Origin of the sequence: Phormidium sp. CCY1219 (assembly GCF_035615515.1) — a bacterium.
In the GTDB taxonomy this organism is placed as follows: domain Bacteria; phylum Cyanobacteriota; class Cyanobacteriia; order Cyanobacteriales; family Laspinemataceae; genus CCY1219.
On sequence record NZ_JAJENT010000547.1, the window covers coordinates 1 to 720 of the forward strand.

Below are 720 nucleotides of genomic sequence, written 5' to 3' on the forward strand. Positions count from 1 at the left end.
TCGTAGGGCTTAGGCTGGTCAGCTACCTAAAGTCAGGGGCTAGAAGCCCCGTCTCTTTAGAGCGGGGTGCTGACAGTAGCCGCTTGCATAGGATGGATCTGAACTCTACATTTCCTATTGTGTCGGTTTTCGGCTATTATTTCATCGGTGAAATCGCTCTTTTTGACTCCGTATTTTCACGGATTTTTTTCTCCGTGAAAATACGGAGGTATTTTTTCGATTCCAGCAGCCTTTCCATGACGAAGGTTTTGCGGCGCGATGAGTCATTTTGCGGCTTGACAACTAGCTCGAACTATGGTAAAAAAATGGCCAAAATTCTGGCAAATCCGATCGAGGCGCTCCCTGTGGCTGGGGCGATCGCCTTGCTCTTTTTTACGAAAGAAGGACGAGAGTTTGAAAGCTACGTTTTTTAAAACGTAGATGAAAAACGTACGGCGACTTTAGTCGCCTTTAAAAATAAGTCAAAAAGGTTGTCATTTCTTATTTTTTAATGTTATAATTGTATCGTGGAGGTGATAAAGATGTATGGATGCCAACAAGAATTAATTAAAGGGAAAAGGGAAAAGGGAAAATTTTATTATTCACTATTCACTATTCACTATTCACTATTCACTATTCCCTAGTTAATGCCGATATTAATGCTGCATCTAATATCCTCAAAAAAGTAGCGACAACTTTAGGATTTTCTCTTAAAGGAGTTGGTAGAGGCACTTTGATAAT

At 40.4% G+C, this 720-nt stretch carries 1 protein-coding gene; it reads left to right on the forward strand.

Annotated features, from left to right (window positions below):
* Positions 1 to 413, forward strand: a 413-nt coding sequence (locus LKK83_RS14830) for a hypothetical protein (protein WP_324631972.1), incomplete at its 5' end; no start/stop codon positions are given.
* Between the last annotated feature and the right edge of the window lie 307 nt (positions 414 to 720).